Raw genomic sequence first — 18,047 nt, 5'->3', positions numbered from 1 at the left:
CCCCGTAAAACCGGCATTCGCAAGCTTGACGAAAGCTATTCCGCGCACGCCTGTCTCCCGATACAAACGCCGATTGTCTTGTGGTATCGTGCGCTAGTTTTAAAAACCCATCGTCATAAAACGATTTAACAATGCGCGGCGGATCGTTGTGTGCCGCATTGATAAAAATTCGTCACTCGACTCCCATGAAAACCAAGCTCTTTTTGATTGCATCGCTGGCGTTCGTCAGCCTGCTGTCCGCCTGCGCCGATATGTCTCCGTCATCTTCGGCGTCTTCCTCATCTTCGGCATCGTCTGCGCCGCCGCCCTCGTATGCGTCCACGGAATGCGGACGCAACTTCACGACCACTGGCGATCCGCGTAATGGCGCAACGGTCACGACTTTCGTTAAATTCCAGAATCTGGATGTCCGCAGCGCAATTGGCCAGGTCGAGAAAATCGCCATGGATCAGGGCATGCAGGTCGGCTCGGATCAGGTCGATAATACTTTCGGCAAAGTCACCCTGATCGTTAAAGATCCGGCTGGTGGACATGATTATCCGATGATCGCCGGTGCGATGAAGGGCTCGGGCCGCCTGACGCTGATCGCGCAACTCATGCGCGACCAGATCGTCGACCCCGCCGTGATGCGCGACCGCATGTGTAACGTCATCGCCAAGGTGACCATGGATGCGGCGGGCGCGAGCGTCGCGGCGGCCACGCAAAACAAACTGGGCACCGGCCAGATTATCGACATCAAGGCGCTGGATCTGGTGAAGCAGGTCACGCAGGATCTGCACGATAAAAACGATGCCACCGACGTGACGATGAAATACGCCGGCAAGGTTTATCGAATCGACGGACGCGTGTCGCGACCCACGGACGGTATGTCGCTGTTTGGCGATATGCAGATTGCCAGCGCCACCAAGTCTTTCAGCATTCCGTATATCACGGAAGTGCATGCGGGGCTGTTGGGTATTGGGCCGATGGTGCAGACCCGGGTTCAGATTATGTGCCGTACTGCGCCGAATCAATTCGCGCGATTCGGTGCTTTGCGCAATGGCGATTACGCCACCGTGATTGCCCGCGTGGTCAACTTCAATGGCAAGGGCCGTCCGAAATCGATGATCGTCGATAACCCGTTGACCACGACCGGATCGATTTTCACCGACCAGTCGTATGGCGGTATTCTCAACGTGGATTGCTCGTTCGAGAAGTAAGCTCGAATTCAGCGCGAAGCGCGCTGTCAATCAATCAGGATCAGGTGAATCGGTCGGGGAATAGCGATATTCCCCGATTTTTTTGCCGGTTCTCTCCCGCGCCGGACGGCGATTTACGTTTTTTTAAAAGTCCAGGCACCGCCGGATGGCCGCCGAAAACGCCACGGGATTGTCCAGCATCATCAGATGACCGCAGCCTTCGAGTGTCTGATGGCTCGCGCATTGTTCCAGTGCCCAATCCGGCACATGCCAGCCGTCCAGCGACAGCGCGCCGGAAATCAGATGCACGGGATGGCGCTGAAACACGGCCGCGAGCGCAGCGGGATAACCCGCGTCGCCCGTCGTCGCGACGACCGATCGTCCCATCGCGCGCAATGTCGTAGCCGGCTGATGATCGAGCCAGCGGGCCGCGGTTTCGCGCAGCTCGGGCGCGGGGGCCGCGACGCCGCCGCTCAACCACGCCAGCGGATCCGCGCGAAATCCGTCGAGCATGGCGGACGCTTCACCCGGCGTCATGCGTCCCACTGAAGCCGACCAGAACGCATCGTCCAGCGTGAAATTGCCCTCGACGTTCACGATCCGGCGCACGTATTCCGGATAAGCGTGAGCGAACAACATCGCGATCGCACCGCCCACCGAATGACCGACGACATCGACAGGCCCCGCGCCAAAACGATGGTCAATAAACGCGCGAAGGTGCTCGACTTGCGCCGGCAACGCAATCCGTTCGAAGGGCACGGACCGATGCTCGCCATAGCCGAGCAGATCGGGCGACGCGTACCCGGATTCGAATCGCACCGGCTCGAACGTGCCGATGAAGCCGTGAATAAAAATAACCGGGGGAGTGCCCTGCATGTTGTGGGTCATGGTGTTGAACGCGTTTCGGTGTTTTTCAATTCGTCTTCCAGCTCGTCGAGTTCCAGCCAGTGCGTCCGGTCGTGATCGAGCAACTCGCGCACGAGTTCTTCGAGCGTCATTCGCCGCACACCGTCGCGCAGGCCGCAACGCGCAAGCTGTTCCGGCCGCAATCTTCTGAGCGACGCGCACAGACGCGACCTCGAATGCCGGAACGCTTCGACGGCAGCCAGCGGGTCCTGATCGAGGTAGTTCAGCGTGCCGGCGAGCGCGGTGCCGTCCACGGAATCGATGATCGGCAGCGTGGCCGTGCGAACCGACTTGATTCTCCCGGCAAACACGGCGTCGAGATCGCGCAGATGGCACGCATGCTCCACGAGCGCGAAGCCGGTCCCCCGCGGCCGCCGGCGCCACGCCGCCGCCGGAATACGCGAGACGATGGCGCAGAGTGTGCGAGGCGCCGGCAGGAGGGCGTCGATCACCTCGTCAAACGACAGGCGCTGCGGATACGGGCTGAATACCGCGCCATAGCTGAAGAGCGTCCCGCCTACACGCCCGCGCGCCTGCACGACCTCGTGGCTATGCGATCGCATCACCTCCGCGACCATCGCGCCGCAAAATTGCCGTGCCGTCGTGTCCTGTTCGAGCTCCGGAAACTTGTGCGCGAGTTCGTCCGCGAGCGCCGCGATCGCGGCCACGCCGACGCGGGAGAGCGCCGCGAATTCGATGTAGCGGTGAGGCGAATCGATCAGCGCCTCAAGCTGCTGGCCTAATGACGTGGTTCTGAACCGGTCGAAGCGCGAGTGCATGGGGGAGGGAACCGCTCGTCGTAGTAACGTATCAAAATGCTACGTTATTTGACGTCTGCGGGTCAAGCCGGTTACCGGCAATGCCTATGCCGGTGCGGACACCGAATGCGCACCGCCCGAGTCCATCAGGTTCGTACTGAAGTCGCAGTGTTGCGCCGCAAGCCGGGCGATCGCCGCATGGAGCGAGTGCGACTGTTCCGTGCGATGCAAGGCAACGTACGAAACCGGCGGCAGCGCCGGCCGCGTACGCACGATATCGAGCGAGCCCCGTTCGACCATATGGTTCAGGCACGCTCGCGGCAGATAGCTGATGCCAAGCCCCGACAGCGTCAAACCGATCTGCGCAATCAGACTATTGCTGGCGAGCAGCTTCGGCATGCCGATGCCATGCTCCTGCAGAAAGCGCGTATAGAGAAAGCCCGTTCCGGAGCGCATGCCTTGCAGGATCAGCGGGAACTGCGCGATATCGGCAAGCGGTACCACGGCCTTCTTCGGCGCCATATCCGGCGCGCACATCCACGCGTTTTCAACCTCGCCGACCTTGGTGGTCGTGAACGGCTCGGCGCTGTTGATGCGCGGCACGATGATGAGATCGATCGTGTCGGCGGCGAGCCGTTCACGTAGTGAAGCGTTGAGATCGACCTCCGGTTCCACCACGAGTTTCGGGTACTCGGCCTGGATCGCCGCGATGAGTTTCGGCAGCCACGTCAGCGCGGTGAGTTCGGTCACGCCGATACGCACCTGCCGCACCAACGCTTCCTTCGAACTGATCTGATCGACGATCTGGTCGCGCCGTTCGAGCAGTTCCTTCGCGTAGCCGAAGAAATCGGCGCCCTTGTCGGTGAGCCGCGCGCTGCGGTGGGCGCGGTCGAATATCGTCAGGTCGAAGGCCCGTTCGAGTTCCTGAATCCGCTTCGATACCGCCGACTGGGTCGTGTTGAGCCGGCTGGCCGCCGCGTCGAACGAACCCAGCTGAACGATCCAGTAGAGCGCTTCCATCTGTTTGAACGCCAGCATCGCGGCGGCCTTCAACATGAAATAAAGCGATAGTTTCTCATACCAAAAAATCGCTTTTTTTACTTATTTCGGCTGCTTATCGTTCGCTCGTTGGTTAGATCGCCCCCATCCGGACAGGAGAAAGCAAGCATGGATACCGCTGTCGATCACCCCGCCGTACCTCGCAGCCAGCCGAAGCCGCGCGTCGGACTCGCGTGGCAGATACTGATCGGCCTCGTCGTCGGCATCGCGACGGGACTTGTTCTGAACCGCTTTCCGTCGCTGCGCGATGCGACCGTCTCCGGGCTGCTGCAGCCCGCCGGCGATGTCTTCATCAAGCTGATCAGGATGATCGTCGTGCCGATCGTTTTCACGAGCATGGTGGTCGGGATTGCCGGCGTCGGCGACGGCAAGTCGTTCGGGCGGATCGGTCTGAAGACGCTGATCTATTTCGAGGTGATCACGACGATCGCGATCGTGCTGGGTCTCGTGCTGGGCAATGTGCTGCAGCCTGGCGTGGGCACCGACATGGCGCAACTCGGTCATGTCGACATTTCCCGCTATCAGCAGGGTACGCAGCAATTGCAGGGGCATCACGGCTTCACGAACATTCTGCTCGGCATCATTCCCGACAACATTTTCGCGTCGATGGCCAAGGGCGATCTATTGCCGGTGATCTTCTTCTCGGTGCTGTTCGGGCTCGGCCTGCAATCGGTGCCGGAAGAGTTCCGCAAGCCGGTGATCGCGACGCTCAAGGGCGTCGCCGAAGCGATGTTCAAGGTGACCAACATGGTGATGCGCTATGCGCCGGTCGGCGTATGCGCGCTGATCGCGGTGACGGTCGCGAGCTTCGGTTTCGGTTCGCTGCTGCCGCTGCTCAAACTGGTCGCGGTCACCTATCTGGCAATCGGACTCTTCGTGGTCGTCGTGCTCGGCGCGACCGCGCGTCTGTTCGGCTTTCGCATCTTCACGTTGCTGCGGGTCATCAAGGACGAACTCATCATCGCGTTCTCCACCAGCAGTTCCGCGACGGTGCTGCCGCAACTGATGCGCAAGATGGAAGACTTCGGCGTGCCCAGGAGCATCACGACCTTCGTGGTGCCGACCGGCTATACGTTCAATCTCGACGGCGCGTCGATCTACCTCGGCATCGGCACGCTGTTCGTCGCGCAGCTCTACGGTATTCACCTCGGCTGGCAGGAACAACTGCTTCTTACCTTGACGATGGTGGTGACGTCCAAGGGCGCGGCCGGCGTGCCGGGCTTCATGTTCGTGATTCTGCTTGCGACGCTGGCGAGCGCGGGTCTGCCGCTCGAAGGGCTCGCTTTCATCGCCGGCGTGGATCGCGTGATGGACATGGGACGCACGGCATTGAACGTGGTCGGCAACGCGCTGGCGCCGCTCGTCATCGCGAAGTGGGAGCATCAATACGACGAGGAAAAGGCGCGGGCCTACCTCGCGTCGCTCGATGCATAAGCGCATGCCGCCGATAGCAATACATTCCAGTGGAACGATCAGGAGCATTTCGATGAGCAGTAGCCAAGGCGAGTTTTTCCCCGATTCCTTGATGCAGGACATCCGGGCACGCTTTCATCACGTCGACCGCGACATCGACGATCGCGAGCGTCTCTTCTTCGATAACGCCGGCGGTTCGTTGCGCCTGAAGGCAGCCGTCGACGCGTTCGCGCGCATCGACGCGTTGCCCGACTGCCCGGAGCGCATTCACGCACGCGCGCGGCAGCTTCAGGACATTCAGGCGCGCGGCGAAGCGGATATCCGGACGATTCTGAATGCGCGCGGCGGCAGCATTTATACGTCGCTGACCGCGTCGGGCGCAATGTTCGACATGGTGCGTGCCGTCATGGAAAACGTTCCCGGCACCAACGCGGTGACGTCGATTCTCGAGCACCCGTCTTCGTTCGACGCGATGACGTACTACGCGCAACACACCGGCCGCGCGCTGCGCATCGCGCCCAGCAATCCGCGCACGGGCGGCGTGGACGTGGATGCGGTCGTCTCGTTGATCGACGCGGACACCGTGCTGCTCAACGTGATGTATGCGTCCAATATTTCCGGCGCCAAATTCGACATGGCGGAGATCGTTGCGCGAGCGCGCGACATCAAGCCCGATCTGTTCATTCTCGTGGATGCGGTTCAGCACGTACCGCATGGCGTCGTCGATCTCGGCGCAACGCCGGTGGACGGCATCAACTTTGCGCCCTACAAGTTTTTCGGCTGCCGCGGCTCGGGCATCTCGTGGCTGTCGCCGCGCCTGGCCGATTTGCCGCATCACAAACTCGACGCGAAGGAAGAGGGCGCGTGGCAACTCGGTAGTCCGGCGCCCGCGCAGTTCGCGGTAGTGAGCGAGATTGTCGACTACGTGACGTGGATCGGCCACCATGTCAGCGACGCCGACGATCCGCGCGAGTTGTTCGTGCGGGGCATGCAGCGTATCGAATCGCACGAACGCGCACTGCTTGCCGCGTTGCTCGACGGACCGGGCAACGGAGAAGCGCGCGGCCTCAGGAACATGGATGGGGTCGAGGTCTACTGGGATCATGACGACATGGAGCAACGCGATCTGATTCTCGGCATCGGCTTCGCCAACCTGAATCCGACCGATGCCGTGCGCGAGTACGAGAAACGCGGCGTGATCGTGTATGAGCGGATCGCGTCGAGTCTTTATTCCGGCCGGATGCTGAAGTCGTTCGGGCTGACGGGCGCGGTGAGGCTTTCGCCGCTGCATTGCCACAGCGTGCGGGACGTCGGGCGGTTTCTGGCGATTACCGAGGCGTTGACGAAGCTTTGAAAACTTGAGAGTGCCTGCGCCCAGCCACCCGGTCGCCATAACGCCAGGTTAATCCTGAGTTATTTCTGGGCGCATGGCGCGCGTCGTTCGTGGGACCAATACTGACGCCAGTTCGGCAGCCCAATGCCGACCACCGGAGTCAGGAGACACCCCGTGAACGATCATTTTCCAGCGCCCGGAGGCGCTGTCACAGCGCATCCCACGCCAGCGCTGTCGGCCCGCTTTGCCGCCGACATGGACGAACTCGTCGCGCTACGGCGCGACATCCACGCCAACCCGGAGATCGCTTTCGAGGAAGCGCGCACCAGTGAGCTTGTCGCGGCGAAGCTCAGGGCGTGGGACATCGAAACGCATACCGGTATTGGCCGCACGGGTGTCGTCGGGGTGATCCACGGGCAGCGCGGGGCAGGCCGCAGGATTGCCTTGCGCGCCGACATGGACGCGCTGCCGATGGAAGAGGAGGGGCGCCCGTTCCACCGCTCGTTGCGGCAGGGCGTATTCCATGGCTGCGGACACGACGGCCACACGGCGATGCTGCTCGGCGCGGCCAGGCACTTCAGCGCCCACCGCGATTTCGCGGGCACCATCGTGCTGGTGTTTCAGCCCGCTGAAGAGTCCGGCGACGGTGCCAATGCCATGCTTGCCGACGGTATCGAAACGCGCTTCCCGTTCGACGAAATCTACGCGATACATAACGCGCCGCAATTCCCGCCCGGCACATTCGGCGTGCGCGACGGCGCGATGCTCGCTTCGTGCGACGAGATGCGGATGACGATCACCGGCGTCGGCGGACACGGCGCGGCGCCGGAGAAAACCCGGGATCCGATCGTCGCGGCGGCGCACCTGGTCTGCGCGCTGCAAACAGTCGTCAGCCGTTCGAGCGATCCGGGTTCGATGGTGGTGCTGAGCATCGGCAGCGTTCAGGCCGGGACGACATCGAATGTGATTCCGGGCCACGCCGAGTTGACCGGCACGCTGCGAACCTTCGACGAGAAGCAGCGATCGCTCGCGAAGTCACGCATCGAAACGATCTGCGCCGGCGTCGCGCTCGCCACGGAGTGTTCCATCTCGCTGGAGTTTTACGGCAGCTCGCCGGCGACGGTGAACCACCGCGAGCAGGCTGAAGCAGCGGCGGCGGCGGCCGTCGAGGTGTTCGGCGCAAGCCAGGTCTATCGCGAGTTCACTCCGTTGGCGGGCGCGGAAGACTTCTCGGAATTCTTGCTGCGGTGTCCGGGCGCCTACATGTTGCTCGGACAAGGCGGCGTGAATTGCCACCACCCCGAATTCGATTTCAACGACGACGTGCTACCGCTCGGCGTCCGTTTGTTCGTCACGCTGACGCTTGAACGCCTGTCGGCCTGAATAAAAAAAACCAGTCACATCGACATCGAGGAGAACGCCATGAAAGTTCGTTCATTACGCGCGCCCGTCGTGGCCGCGACGCTTGCAGCCATTGCCATGACCGCCAATGTGGCCAGCGCCGGGACACTGCGCTTCGGGACCGATCCGACTTACCCGCCGTACGAATACAAACTCCCCAGCGGCCAGCTTGCCGGCCTCGACATCGAAATTGGCAATGCGCTTTGCGCGGCGAGCCATCTTCAATGCAAGTGGGTGGAAGGAAGTTTCGATGGGTTGATCGCAGGCCTGCAATCGCGAAAATTCGATGCAATCAATGCGTCGATGGGTCCTACCGCGTCGCGGCGCACGGTGGTCGACTTTACGCAACCGCTTTATCCCGCGGACATCCGGCTCGTCGCCGCCAAAGAAAGTCATCTTGCGCCGAACGTTGCGACGCTCGCCGGAAAGCGCATCGGCGTGCTGCAAGGTTCCGTCGAGGAGGCCTTTGCCAAGGCGAACTGGGCGAATCGCAAAGTCAACATTCTGGTGTATCCGGATCAGGACAGCGTGTACGCCGATCTTGTCAACGGTCGCCTCGACGGGACACTCGTACTTGGAGCGGCGGCCCGGCTGGGCTTTTTAGGCAAGCCGCAAGGCGCGCGGTTCGAGATCGCGGGCCCGCGCATCCAGGATCCGATCATTCTGGGCGAGGGGAGTTCGATCGGCGTGCGCAAGGGCGACGCACACACGCTGCAGATGCTCGACGCAGCGATCGTCCAGCTCAAGCAGAACGGCACGATCGACCGGCTCACGCATCAATACCTGGACGCGGAGCCCGCCGCGAAGTAAGCGCCGCACCCAACAGACGCGCCCCTGCCGGCACGCGAGACACGCCTCGCGCGCGGCATGTCGTTCGACCTCTACTCGCTGAACCACACCATGAAAAAACACGCACTGTTCGGCTGCGTGCTGAGCGCGGTCGCGCTTGGCGCACACGCAGGCAGCGACAATAGCATCACGTTATTCGGCATCATCGATCAGGGGATTGTCTATACCCCGAATCAGGCAGGCGCTCGCGCTTTCCAGATGGTCAGCGGCACGACCGCGCCAACGAAATGGGGACTGCATGGCACCGAAGATCTCGGTGGCGGCAACAAGGCGCTGTTCATGCTGTCCACCACCTTCTCAGGCAACAACGGCACGGCGTGGCCAAGCGGCCGGATCTTCGGCGACGCCGCGTGGGTCGGCCTGTCCAATGACCGGTTCGGCACACTTAAACTTGGTCGCCAGTCCGATTCGATGGTCCCTTACCTCGGCGAATTTTCCGCGGTGGGCAGTTGGGGCGGAACGTTCTTCGCCCATCCGTTCGACAACGACAATTTGTGGAACTCCTTCCTGCTGAACAACGCGGTGCGTTACGAGAGCATCAGTCTGGCCGGCTTCGACTTCGGCGCCACCTACGCATTCAGCAACAAGGCCGTATCGACTTCGGGAAGCGGCTCGGGTTTCGCCGACAACCGCGTGTGGGAAGCGGCCGCGCGCTATCACGGTGGCCCGTTCAGCGCTGCGGTCGTCTATGAGCAGATCAGCCATCCGGGCGACGACGGACCCGGCGCTCTGGGCGCGGTCGACGTTGCCGATGCCAATTTCACCGCGAACGGGCAGCGTATTTACGGCATTGGCGTCGCGTATGCATTCCAGCACGCGGAGCTGCATGCAAACTTCACACGCACGACCTTGTCGCAACCTTCGAGCGAGTATCAGAGCACGAGCTTTACCGGGGCGCCCTCGATGAGCTTCAACAATGTCGAGATCAATGCGGTCTATCATTTTTCGCCCGCGTTCAGCGTCGAGGGGGCGTATATGTACACCGCGGCCAGGGTGAACGGTAGCGCGCCACATTGGAATCAGGTCGGGCTGGTGGCCGAATATGCGCTGTCGCATCGCACTACCGTCTATGCGCAGGGGGTGTATCAACGCGTCACCGGTGATGGTTCGCCGTTCGCCCATGCGCAGATCAATGCGCTGTCGGCTGCCTCCGGCGATGTTCAATCGGTGATGGGGATCGGTTTGCGGCACTTCTTTTAGGATCGCGCCCGGGTCCTTCGAACTTTCAGGCCTGTCGCGCACCCAAAGGCAGGCAGGCCTTGATCCCCGACGGAATAGGGCCGCGGGGCCGCAGGGCCGCGGACCTTCAGGGGAAACCATGCCAAACCATTCTTTCGACGGATCTTCCCAGCCAACGACGACCCGCGGCTTCGTGGAAGTGCGCGGCGCGCGTGAGCATAACCTCAAGGAAGTGGACGTCGATATCCCGCGCAATGCCCTGGTTGTGTTCTCGGGGGTCTCCGGTTCCGGCAAGTCCTCGCTCGCCTTCGGCACCGTCTATGCCGAGGCGCAGCGGCGCTATTTCGAGTCGGTGGCGCCGTACGCGCGGCGTCTGATTGACCAGGTCGGCGTGCCCGATGTGGATGCGATCAGCGGCCTGCCGCCGGCCGTGGCATTGCAGCAGCAGCGCGGGGCGACCAACGCGCGTTCTTCCGTGGGCAGCGTGACGACCTTATCCAGTCTGGTGCGAATGATGTATTCGCGGGCCGGCGCGTATCCGGCTAACCAGCCGATGCTTTATGCCGAGGATTTTTCGCCTAACACGCCGCAAGGCGCCTGCACAACGTGCCACGGTCTCGGCCGCGTCTACGAGGTCACCGAAGCCAGCATGGTGCCCGACCCGTCGCTGAGCATCCGCGAACGGGCGATCGCAGCCTGGCCGCCGGCCTGGCACGGCCAGAACCTGCGCGATATTCTGGTCACGCTCGGCTACGACGTCGACCGGCCGTGGAAAGACCTGCCGAAGAAAGACCGGGACTGGATTCTGTTCACGGAGGAAACCCCCACGGCGCCCGTCTATGCGGGCTTGTCCCCCACGGAAACCCGTGCCGCGGTGAAGCGCAAACTCGAGCCGAGCTACATGGGCACCTTCACGGGTGCACGTCGCTACGTGCTGCACACCTTCGCGAATACGCAGAGCGCGCTGATGAGAAAGCGCGTGTCCCGCTTCATGGAAGGCAAACCGTGCCCGGCCTGCCACGGCAAGCGGCTCAAGCCGGAAGCGCTTGCCGTGACCTTCGCCGGCGTGGACATCGGCGAATTCATGCACATGTCGCTGGACCAGTTGGCGACCTTGCTCGAACCGATCGCCCACGGCGATTTCCGCGCCCACGCCGCGGGATCGGGCGCGGGCAGGGACGCGACGCGGCGTGACCGCACCGAGCGCGCCGCGTCGGGCCGCGCCACCCATTCGATCGCGCCGGATGTGCGTCGCACCTCGGCGCTGTCGGAGGAAAAGCGTCTCGCCGCGCAGCGCCTGGCGATTGGGGTGGTAGGGCGGTTGCATCAGTTGCGCGGGCTAGGCCTTGGTTACCTGACACTCGACCGCGCTACGCCAACCCTTTCGGCAGGCGAACTGCAACGCCTTCGGCTGGCGACACAACTGAGCTCGATGCTGTTCGGCGTCGTGTACGTGCTCGACGAACCGTCGGCGGGTCTGCATCCGTCGGACAGCCAGGCACTTTACGATGCACTCGACACGCTGCGCGACGCGGGCAATTCCGTCTTCGTGGTCGAACACGATCTCGAGTTGATGCGCCGCGCGCAATGGCTGGTGGACGTCGGACCCGACGCCGGCGAACGGGGCGGCCGCGTGCTCTATAGCGGCGCGCCGGCGGGTCTTCGGGAGGTTGGCGAATCCCGCACGGCACGCTACCTGTTCGACGAGATGCCCGCGCCCGCCAGCCGCCGGCGCGAGCCCTCCGGCTGGCTCGAGTTGCAGGGGATTCATCGGCACAATCTGCGCGGCGTCGATGCGCGTGTGCCGTTGGGCGTATTGACCGCGGTCACCGGCATTTCCGGCTCCGGCAAGTCCAGCCTGATGGCGCAGGCACTGCCCGAACTGTTGCTGCTGCATCTGGGCCATGAACCCGAGGATGAGCCCGCCGAAGGTGCCAGCGAGGGACCGACGGTGGTCGAAATAACCAGAGGCCACCTCGCCGGCGATGTGGATGCCGTGCAGCGCCTGGTGCAGGTCGACCAGAAGCCGATCGGCCGTACACCGCGATCCAACCTCGCTACTTACACCGGCCTGTTCGATCATGTGCGCAAGCTCTTCGCCGCGACGCCCGACGCGCGGCGCCGACGTTTCGACGCAGGACGGTTTTCTTTCAACGTGCCCAAGGGACGCTGCGAAACCTGCGAGGGCGAAGGCTTCGTCAGCGTCGAGTTGCTGTTCATGCCCAGCGTGTACGCATCTTGCCCGACGTGCCACGGCGCACGCTACAACGAAGCGACGCTCAAGGTGCGGTGGAACGGACGGCACATTGCCGAGGTGCTGGCAATGACCGTGGACGACGCTTGCGACTTCTTTACCAGAGAGGACGCGGTGGTACGCCCGCTTCAAGTGCTGCGCGAGATCGGACTGGGTTATTTGCGCCTGGGGCAACCGGCTACTGAGCTGTCCGGCGGCGAGGCGCAGCGCATCAAACTGGCGACCGAATTGCAACGCAGCCAGCGCGGCCGCAATCTCTATGTGCTCGACGAGCCGACGACCGGCCTGCATGCGTCGGACGTCGACCGGTTGATGGTGCAGTTGCAGCGGCTGGTCGATGCGGGCAATACGGTCGTGATGATCGAGCATGACATGCGCGCGGTGGCACAGGCCGACTGGGTGATCGATGTGGGACCAGGCGCGGGCGATGCCGGTGGACGTGTGGTGGCTGACGGCGTTCCGTCGCAAGTGGCTACGGTATCGCATGGCCGAACGGCGGGTTTTCTTGCGCGGGAATTGGCGCGCGGTGAAGCTGGTGGACGGGATCGACGTAGGAAACACGGATAGGGAAAACACGACATTTCAATTTAGCGGAAACACGACATCTGAACTTTGGACTAACACTCAATGTCTCCGCCAAGTTCAAATGTCGTGGTCTGCGCTAAATTGAAATGTCGTGTTTTGCTGTACCTATTCTTGTGTTTTTGGGGTGGGGCGGCGCAGCCGCCCCCCGTTGCCGCCTTGTTTTTGTACCGACCTGACAGACAGCTTCATTGATGTCGGCAAGCTCAATGGCCCGCTGCTTCTTCAGCCCGATGAGCGCTTTCTTCGCCCGCACCGCTTCACCAATGTGCGTGCGTGAGGGTGAACCGGCTGCACGCCGATCGTCACGCATCGCCTGCACGCAACGGGCTACCTCCAGCACACTCGCGAGCCGCTTGTTATCGACTTCCGCCCCCTGGTCAATGTTTGTGATCCGGTCATACTCGCGATACGGCAGGACACGCCCATCGGCCTGCACCTCGATGCTGCCATCCGGATACTCGACGACTTCCACGTATTCATGGATCAGGCGACGATTGGCCAGCGTGTCCTCCAGCAGGTACATCACGCGGTCGTACTGCACGGTGAGCGAATGCGTGACCTTGCGCGCCACGCGATAGGCGAGGATCTGCCTCAGGTCCTCGTCATCACGCACCGGCCGATGCGCGTTATGGTCGCTCTTCGGGGGCTTGCCGAATCGCCGGTTGAAGTCCGCGATGAAGGAGGGCACATACGCATTGGCCAGCTCCCGCGAACTGATGCCGCGCAGCCTCAACTCTTTTACCAGACGGTCCTGCAGCGTCAGGTTGGCCCGCTCGACACGCCCCTTGGCCTGGCTCGTGTTCGCACAGAAAGTCTCGATGTTGAGCTCGTACAGTGCGCGGCCGAACTGCGTGACGCCTTTGCCCGCGGTCTCCGAGCGACCCTTCACATAAAAGACGCTGGCCTTGTCGCTGTAGAACGCGACCGGCTTGCCGTGTGTACCCAGATACTTATGCAATGCCTCGAAATAGCTGAAGGTCGACTCGGTCGCCGTGAAGTGCAGGGTCATCAGCCGACCCGTTGCATCGTCGATGAACACCAGCAGCGTGCAGGCCGGCGCCCGGTCCTCGAACCAGCGGTGGTCGCTGCCATCGATCTGGATCAGTTCACCCTGGCACGCGCGGCGGTTGCGCGGCTGGTACACCTTGGGCGGCCGGTCCCTGCGGGGAATCCACAGACCAGCAGCAATCATCAGCGCGCGCACCGTCTCGACCGACAGACCGATGCCGTGACATTCCCGCAGCTTCTCACACGCAAGTGTCGGCCCGAAATCCGCGTAGCGCTCGCGAATGATGGCCAGCGCGCGTCGCGCCACGCCATCGGATAACTGATGGTTGCCCGGGCGCCCACGTCTGCCAGACACCAGTCCGGCCACACCTGCGGCCTGGTAGCGCTGCACCAGCCGCTCGACCTGACGCACGCTCAACGCCAGCCGGTCCGCCGCCTGGCCGGGCTTCAGACGCCGCTCGCAAACGGCCTGTACCACCTTCAACCGGTCCAGCTCGGTCATCGACATGGTGATCGTCCCAGTTGCGTTCATGGCCAGCGCCCCTCAAGCAAAGCTGGCCACCAGCCTGAACCCGCAAACACGACATTTCAATTTAGCGGAAACACGACATCTGAACTTTGGACTAACACTCAATATGTTGATAATTTATCTTATGTCAAATTATTACGGTACCACTTGAGTTGGTTTCAGTGCACCGTGCCGGCCGCCTCTTCGGCATGGGTCCCGGAAGATTGGCTCTGGGTGGAAATCATGCGTTTTGATGCGCAGCGGTGCGATTTGATGCAATGATTGGGAAAACCAATGTTTTGCATTTCCGGCCCTCCCATGGGTTTGATGCGATCACTTTCGACTAAGCACCATGAAATTTCATTTCACGGGAAACGGATCAACCAAATCATTCGAGCGTAACCAACCGAATGTCACGCGACCATCAAACTTTGGTCCCGTATCGACGTAACGGACGTATGAAAAATCGCGGCTAATTTTCAGAACCACAACGCCGTTCCACTTTGTCAGATATCCTTTTCTGGGGACAAATTTTTTATCTTTTAAATCATAAAAAAATGATTTTGATTTTACGATGCGGATTCCCATGGCGGGAACGGTGCTTTCAATTTCGTAATTTTTTGCACGGAAATCTGGTGGGTCAAATTCAAAGACACCTTGCGCGCTAGCGCATCCAGCCTGCGGATGCGTTGTTCTAATTACCCACCCGTCGTCATCCCTATACAACTTCCCGCTAATATCGAAAGCTCTGTCTCTATTTTCGAAATCAAGGATTTTTTCACCGGGAAGAAATGTTTCGATTTCTGAGGCAGAGTATCCGTTATTATCAGAATGTTCTTTTTTGAACGATCCATAGAACAAGAAATAGCACGAACGTGCATTTCCAATCGACGAATAAATACCTGTTATTTTATCCGAATCCTTGTATGCCAAAAAATATGGATCCTGAAATAATAGTGCACTCCCTGAAAATACCGAAGTCGCTACACTCAGAATTCCAAAAAACAGAAAAATTTTACCTAAACGAATCATAAAATTTCCTAAAGGGTTCGAGCATATTGCTGCACGCCCGGCGATACGTCCAGCGGCGGTCCGCATATCGTGCCCGCGATGCGGCGCGCTGCCGCTGACACAAAATGCTATCGTCATCTATTTCGGATGGCATTTCCCTCCCGCCAGCGGACTTCGCTTAACTGCGAAGTTATAGTGAGGGTGCGACCGGCCGCTCCCCGCGATACCGGTTTGCCGGGACAAGCGCCGCGCGGAAATCGTGCGTTTGGAGGCAGGACGGTGCGTACTTATGCATTGATTCAGCAGCGACGATTGGTTTTTATTTTGAAGGAAAAGGATCAACTAAAGCGTTTGTACGCAACCAGCCGAATGTCACATGCCCTTCAGCCGTCGGCTTCATGCCCACATAACGAATATATGAATAATCGCCCTTGGTTTTCAGCTCAACTACGGCGTCACCATCGACCAGATAGGATTTTTCAGGCACAAAGTTTCCGCCACGAATATCATAAAAACGTGTTTTTCCACTTACAATGCGAATGCCAATGGCTGGCATTTTCTGTGTTACGTAGTAAGTTACTGACTGGAGATCTTTGAGGCCAAATGTGAATGTTCCAGTGGCATTTTCACAGCCAGCTTGGCCTGATTTTGTTTGTATCACCCACTCATTGTCCCGGCGATACAAATCTGCTTTGATGTCAAAAAGCTTATTTCTATTTGAAAATTCAAAGGATTTTTCACCCAAGACATAGGTCAATAGCGAGGTGTCCGTATAGCTTTCGACGTTGGGTTTTTTCGGTGCGCCTTGGTCCTCTATAAATAAAAATCGACAGGAAAACGTGGCATTTCTCGAATCGTAAATACCAGATACTGCTCCTCCTTCGCGAAATCCGATTAAGCCGGAGTCGTTGAATATGAGGGCTTCGCCCGCAAAGGCCGAGCCAATTGAAGTGAAATAAAATAAAAAAATATACGCAATCTTACTTGAATTGTTCATAGTATGTCTTGAGATTGTCCGCGTAGTCAGGGTTTTTATTGCGCCAGCCGTCTCCGTTATATGATGCGGCAACGTCCGCCCATTTATGCTCTCTCAACGCAACCACGCCGGCAGATTTCATGTTTTTCATGAAGGCAACGAATATTTCGGCTTGCCCATCGGAGCCTGACATAAACTTATTGGCAAATTCAAATGGTGTCGAACACCCACAGGACCTGTAATATTCCCCTAAAATTTGAAAGCCACCCCAAGAACATGACATTATAGCAATTTCGAAATCAAGATCAGCCGCACGAATCAGTTTTTCATACTGATGTAGGCCCCCACTCCCGTATTCATCGCCATTTGGGAAGCAGATATCTGGAAATTTGGGGTACGGGTTTGCCGGCGGCCCCTTTTTTTTCGGAGTGGCCTTCTTTTTGGTTGAGGCAGCAGAGTTTGTGTTTTTTTTCTCCGCTACCTTTTCCTTTGCTTCTTTTTCTTCATCTTCCTTGTCTCGCTTCTTAACCGAAAGCTCAAAAAAATGCCGGCGTTCGTATAATATTTGGGGCAGCCCGTTTTCTAAAAAAGGATGCCCCTGAGACTCCTGTTGCACGATCGCCTTGACGGCTGCAACTTCAACGTTCAGTTCGGATGCCATATGCTGATACTGTGCGTCCGAAAAGAATTCCGGCTTGGGATAGTTCAATCGCGAACCCAACACATTAAATGCAACGGTATTGGGTTTACCAGTATCAACGACTTTGTAGTGATGCTCGATCGTGATCTTGGTTTTCTTCTTGTGCGTCTTGGGGTTTACAGTGACTTCCCTGTTTTTCTTGGGGAAATCCTTATTCGCCCTACCTTGCTCAGTGACTTTCTGGGTCCATGCAATATATGGCCCAAACTCACGAACCAGCCTCTCAATCGTCATGACTTCACCTTCTTTCACGACCGGAAGATTGAGGTCCTGCTCGAACTCGTCCTTGGGCGTGAGCTGCGTCGTGGCCTCCAGATGATATTCAGGGCTGACGACGGTGAAAGCGCTAACGTCTTTCCTGGGAACAATCCGGGCTTTCCAGGCATACTCCCCTCGACGATTCCTAACGGCCACATCGATTGGCTGGTTGCGAGCAGCATTGGTGATCGTCACCGCGAAGCCGTCCTTGTCGGTGACGGCTTCGGTCTTGTTGTCTGAAACGGGAGGCAAAGCCGCAGCAGCCGACGCGCCTTTGGTATCCGCTGGCGTTTGTGCTGGCGATGCCGCCGGGCTGGATGCCGCGACAGGCGAAGCAGGCTGAGACGGCGATACTGTCGTCGAAGAGGCTGGGGCCACTGAAGCGGCCGACGCCGCAGATGCGGGTGTCGCAGTCGTCGCGTCGTTTCTCGCGGCGGGAGTCTCCTGGACGGCCGCCGGGTCTGGACCGGTTTGCCACTTCGGCGCCGGTGGGGTATTTTTCCCCGCCGTCAACTGTACGGACAAACCTTCGATAGGTTTGCGCAGCACGTCTCGAAAGAGAACGGTCACCTCCACGGACGCTAAAGGTGGGGCCTTGGCCTTCGATGCCAGCGCTACGTTGGATTGAGCGTTTGCCACGTATTTTCCTTATCCTTTTCTTTGCTGTCGGA

General features: G+C 59.8%; 14 protein-coding genes. 7 read left to right on the top strand and 7 right to left on the bottom strand.

All coding sequences use genetic code 11. The annotated features are described in order from the left end of the window. The first annotated feature begins 185 nt into the window (after positions 1-185). Positions 186-1,199: a hypothetical protein gene (locus tag LFL96_RS09535; protein WP_281000490.1), complete on the top strand. Its 1,014-nt coding sequence runs from the start codon at positions 186-188 to the stop codon at positions 1,197-1,199. Between the two features lie 123 nt (positions 1,200-1,322). Here LFL96_RS09535 and LFL96_RS09530 read toward each other — a convergent pair whose 3' ends face one another. The 3 genes from LFL96_RS09530 to LFL96_RS09520 all read right to left on the bottom strand — a co-directional run bounded on the left by LFL96_RS09530 (position 1,323) and on the right by LFL96_RS09520 (position 3,880). Continuing rightward, entirely contained in the window at positions 1,323-2,054 is a 732-nt protein-coding gene (locus tag LFL96_RS09530) for an alpha/beta hydrolase (RefSeq protein WP_281000663.1), read from the bottom strand. Positions 2,055-2,062: 8 nt separating this feature from the next. Then, positions 2,063-2,863 carry a DinB family protein gene (locus tag LFL96_RS09525; protein ID WP_281000488.1) on the bottom strand — a complete coding sequence of 267 codons (801 nt, stop codon included), beginning with the start codon at positions 2,861-2,863 and terminating at the stop codon, positions 2,063-2,065. A gap of 84 nt (positions 2,864-2,947) precedes the next feature. Beyond that, complete coding sequence (locus tag LFL96_RS09520; RefSeq protein WP_281000661.1) at positions 2,948-3,880, bottom strand: LysR family transcriptional regulator; 933 nt, start codon at positions 3,878-3,880, stop codon at positions 2,948-2,950. 129 nt (positions 3,881-4,009) lie between these two features. Between LFL96_RS09520 and gltP the strand changes: the two genes are divergently transcribed. The 6 genes from gltP (at position 4,010) to LFL96_RS09490 (ending at position 12,897) form a co-directional block, all read left to right on the top strand. Continuing rightward, positions 4,010-5,335 (top strand): glutamate/aspartate:proton symporter GltP, encoded by a 1,326-nt coding sequence (gene gltP, locus LFL96_RS09515; RefSeq protein ID WP_281000486.1) that lies wholly within the window; start codon positions 4,010-4,012, stop codon positions 5,333-5,335. Positions 5,336-5,387: 52 nt separating this feature from the next. Then, positions 5,388-6,668 (top strand): aminotransferase class V-fold PLP-dependent enzyme, encoded by a 1,281-nt coding sequence (locus LFL96_RS09510; protein WP_281000484.1) that lies wholly within the window; start codon positions 5,388-5,390, stop codon positions 6,666-6,668. Between the two features lie 234 nt (positions 6,669-6,902). Beyond that, positions 6,903-8,030 (top strand): amidohydrolase, encoded by a 1,128-nt coding sequence (locus LFL96_RS09505; protein WP_281000659.1) that lies wholly within the window; start codon positions 6,903-6,905, stop codon positions 8,028-8,030. Between the two features lie 69 nt (positions 8,031-8,099). Continuing rightward, positions 8,100-8,858 carry a transporter substrate-binding domain-containing protein gene (locus LFL96_RS09500; RefSeq protein ID WP_281000482.1) on the top strand — a complete coding sequence of 253 codons (759 nt, stop codon included), beginning with the start codon at positions 8,100-8,102 and terminating at the stop codon, positions 8,856-8,858. Positions 8,859-8,915: 57 nt separating this feature from the next. Next, entirely contained in the window at positions 8,916-10,097 is a 1,182-nt protein-coding gene (locus tag LFL96_RS09495; RefSeq protein WP_281000480.1) for a porin, read from the top strand. A gap of 118 nt (positions 10,098-10,215) precedes the next feature. Next, entirely contained in the window at positions 10,216-12,897 is a 2,682-nt protein-coding gene (locus LFL96_RS09490) for an excinuclease ABC subunit UvrA (RefSeq protein WP_281000478.1), read from the top strand. A 94-nt stretch (positions 12,898-12,991) separates the two neighbouring features. On the opposite strand, the gene LFL96_RS09485 is transcribed toward LFL96_RS09490, so the two are convergent. The 4 genes from LFL96_RS09485 to LFL96_RS09470 all read right to left on the bottom strand — a co-directional run bounded on the left by LFL96_RS09485 (position 12,992) and on the right by LFL96_RS09470 (position 18,015). Further along, a complete protein-coding gene (locus LFL96_RS09485; RefSeq protein WP_281000477.1) occupies positions 12,992-14,455 on the bottom strand; it encodes an ISNCY family transposase in 1,464 nt (487 codons plus the stop codon). Positions 14,456-14,791: 336 nt separating this feature from the next. After that, positions 14,792-15,580 (bottom strand): hypothetical protein, encoded by a 789-nt coding sequence (locus tag LFL96_RS09480; RefSeq protein WP_281000475.1) that lies wholly within the window; start codon positions 15,578-15,580, stop codon positions 14,792-14,794. Between the two features lie 181 nt (positions 15,581-15,761). Then, positions 15,762-16,439, bottom strand: coding sequence for a hypothetical protein (locus tag LFL96_RS09475; RefSeq protein WP_281000473.1), 678 nt, complete (start codon positions 16,437-16,439; stop codon positions 15,762-15,764). Next, on the bottom strand, positions 16,423-18,015 hold the full coding sequence (locus LFL96_RS09470) for an N-acetylmuramidase domain-containing protein (protein ID WP_281000471.1): 1,593 nt from the start codon (positions 18,013-18,015) through the stop codon (positions 16,423-16,425). The genes LFL96_RS09475 and LFL96_RS09470 overlap by 17 nt, the downstream gene beginning before the upstream one ends. Positions 18,016-18,047 lie beyond the last annotated feature (32 nt).

Source organism: Paraburkholderia sp. D15, assembly GCF_029910215.1.
In the GTDB taxonomy this organism is placed as follows: domain Bacteria; phylum Pseudomonadota; class Gammaproteobacteria; order Burkholderiales; family Burkholderiaceae; genus Paraburkholderia.
The sequence above is the reverse complement of the archived record's forward strand: the minus strand, read 5'-3'. Positions and strand labels throughout refer to the sequence as shown.

Excerpts from the sequence above, each read along its gene's own strand:
- LFL96_RS09535 (WP_281000490.1), top strand. The coding sequence starts at position 186 with ATGAAAACCAAGCTCTTTTTGATTGCATCGCTGGCGTTCGTCAGCCTG.
- LFL96_RS09530 (WP_281000663.1), bottom strand. The coding sequence starts at position 2,054 with ATGCAGGGCACTCCCCCGGTTATTTTTATTCACGGCTTCATCGGCACG.
- LFL96_RS09525 (WP_281000488.1), bottom strand. The coding sequence starts at position 2,863 with ATGCACTCGCGCTTCGACCGGTTCAGAACCACGTCATTAGGCCAGCAG.
- LFL96_RS09520 (WP_281000661.1), bottom strand. The coding sequence starts at position 3,880 with ATGCTGGCGTTCAAACAGATGGAAGCGCTCTACTGGATCGTTCAGCTG.
- gltP (WP_281000486.1), top strand. The coding sequence starts at position 4,010 with ATGGATACCGCTGTCGATCACCCCGCCGTACCTCGCAGCCAGCCGAAG.
- LFL96_RS09510 (WP_281000484.1), top strand. The coding sequence starts at position 5,388 with ATGAGCAGTAGCCAAGGCGAGTTTTTCCCCGATTCCTTGATGCAGGAC.
- LFL96_RS09505 (WP_281000659.1), top strand. The coding sequence starts at position 6,903 with ATGGACGAACTCGTCGCGCTACGGCGCGACATCCACGCCAACCCGGAG.
- LFL96_RS09495 (WP_281000480.1), top strand. The coding sequence starts at position 8,916 with ATGTCGTTCGACCTCTACTCGCTGAACCACACCATGAAAAAACACGCA.
- LFL96_RS09490 (WP_281000478.1), top strand. The coding sequence starts at position 10,216 with ATGCCAAACCATTCTTTCGACGGATCTTCCCAGCCAACGACGACCCGC.
- LFL96_RS09485 (WP_281000477.1), bottom strand. The coding sequence starts at position 14,455 with ATGAACGCAACTGGGACGATCACCATGTCGATGACCGAGCTGGACCGG.
- LFL96_RS09480 (WP_281000475.1), bottom strand. The coding sequence starts at position 15,580 with ATGACGATAGCATTTTGTGTCAGCGGCAGCGCGCCGCATCGCGGGCAC.
- LFL96_RS09475 (WP_281000473.1), bottom strand. The coding sequence starts at position 16,439 with ATGAACAATTCAAGTAAGATTGCGTATATTTTTTTATTTTATTTCACT.